The organism is Cryobacterium sp. TMT4-31 (assembly GCF_004403385.1).
Lineage (GTDB): Bacteria > Actinomycetota > Actinomycetes > Actinomycetales > Microbacteriaceae > Cryobacterium > Cryobacterium zongtaii.
In genome coordinates, this window is sequence record NZ_SOGI01000071.1 from 1 (window position 1) to 1392 (window position 1392).

At 62.3% G+C, this 1392-nt stretch carries 2 protein-coding genes; one reads left to right on the top strand and one right to left on the bottom strand.

All coding sequences use genetic code 11. The features are described from left to right. Positions 1–478: 478 nt before the first annotated feature. On the bottom strand, positions 479–718 hold the full coding sequence (locus E3T19_RS17410; RefSeq protein WP_134409455.1) for a DUF3499 family protein: 240 nt from the start codon (positions 716–718) through the stop codon (positions 479–481). 182 nt (positions 719–900) lie between these two features. Between E3T19_RS17410 and E3T19_RS17415 the strand changes: the two genes are divergently transcribed. Further along, positions 901–1209, top strand: coding sequence for a hypothetical protein (locus E3T19_RS17415; protein ID WP_341476105.1), 309 nt, complete (start codon positions 901–903; stop codon positions 1207–1209). Positions 1210–1392 lie beyond the last annotated feature (183 nt).

Sequence of the window (1392 nt, forward strand, 5' to 3'; positions counted from 1 at the left end):
ATCTCTTTCGCGGTATCCCCTAGAAAGGGACCCTACGACCGAGGTTTTTGGCATTTGACATTGTGCACGCTGTTGAGTTCTCAAGGATCGGACGCACCCGACTTCAGGCCATGTGATTGGCTGTCGCTCCGGGGCAACTTGACTACCTTAGCCTCCGTTCGAATCCGTGTCAAATCGACTGAGCGGCGTGTTTCCGGCAAACTAGTGCCTGAAAACGCTCCGTTCGTTCGATCCGAGGGATCTTGCGAAGAGCTGATTCCTGGCCAAAACGAAGAGCCACACCGAAACGATGTGGGTTGTTTTGACTGGGAGTTGGTCCCGCTTGAGGCCGGAAGCTCTGCGGCTTTTCCGAACCTGTGGGGTGACGAGAGATGACATTACGGGGATTCCGGAGGGGCCGCAAATTGGATCTGACACCCGGGCGTGTCGGGGTGGTTTGCCCCATATGGCGCGCCGACAGCGGGTGTCCGAGAGACGACTAGGGCGAGGGCTGAACGCCGCGTTGGGCATCCGCGATCGACACGATTCGATGCCTGATCAGCTGCCAACCCTGAGGCGGGGTGGTCACACGCGCGTGCCGTTCACAGAGGTCATAGGTGTGTGGCTCGTGGGTGCCGGCGAGCGGTCCCGGGACAGCCATCGAGTCGGCATAGGAGAACGTGAGAGTCGCCACGGCCTCATCGTTGCAGGAGATTCTTGAACACGCTCTGACTGACATGGTGATTCAGGGTACCGCCGATGCCCCGGAAGTAGACTGGGGGTATGCCTCGTTCACGCCGCACAACCGTGCAAGCACCGACCTCGCGCGGTCGGGGCCGGGACCGACACGGCCGTGGCATCCGCAGTTCTGCCACCGGACCTTTCCTTCCTCCCCTGCGTACGCGGGTGGACACTTTCGACATGACCATCGCGTCGACGGTCGACTACTTGCGCATGGTGTGGCCGGCCGAACTCGCCGATGTGTCCTTCGAGGTGGCCGCAGGGCCGCTCAACGTGATTCCCGGCGTGGGGGTGGCGCGTTACGCGGTGGATGCCCGTGAGCGTCGCATCACCTTCTTCCGGCTGCCGATCCAGCGGCTGAGCGGACTGCACCGCAATGACGAGTTCCATCAGCGCATGGTGATCGAGAGCTGCGTCTTCCGCGGGGTCGCCGAACTCCTCGGCAAGGACCCCTGGGATCTCGCGCCGGATCGATTCCGCCACTTCTAGGGCCGCATCCCGCACGCGAACGCCACGAGGACCAAACCTTTTCTGACGTGGGGACGAACCATTTGCATACCAAGCAGCACTCCCCCACAGCAAAGGACTTCATCATGCGCAGCTTCACCAAGACCGCACTCGGCCTCACCACCGCAGGCCTGCTCGTCGCCGGCCTCGCCGCCTGCTCCACCG

Bases quoted from the DNA above. Each gene is read 5' to 3' on its own strand.
- E3T19_RS17415 (WP_341476105.1), top strand. From the start codon at position 901: ATGACCATCGCGTCGACGGTCGACTACTTGCGCATGGTGTGGCCGGCC.
- E3T19_RS17410 (WP_134409455.1), bottom strand. From the start codon at position 718: ATGTCAGTCAGAGCGTGTTCAAGAATCTCCTGCAACGATGAGGCCGTG.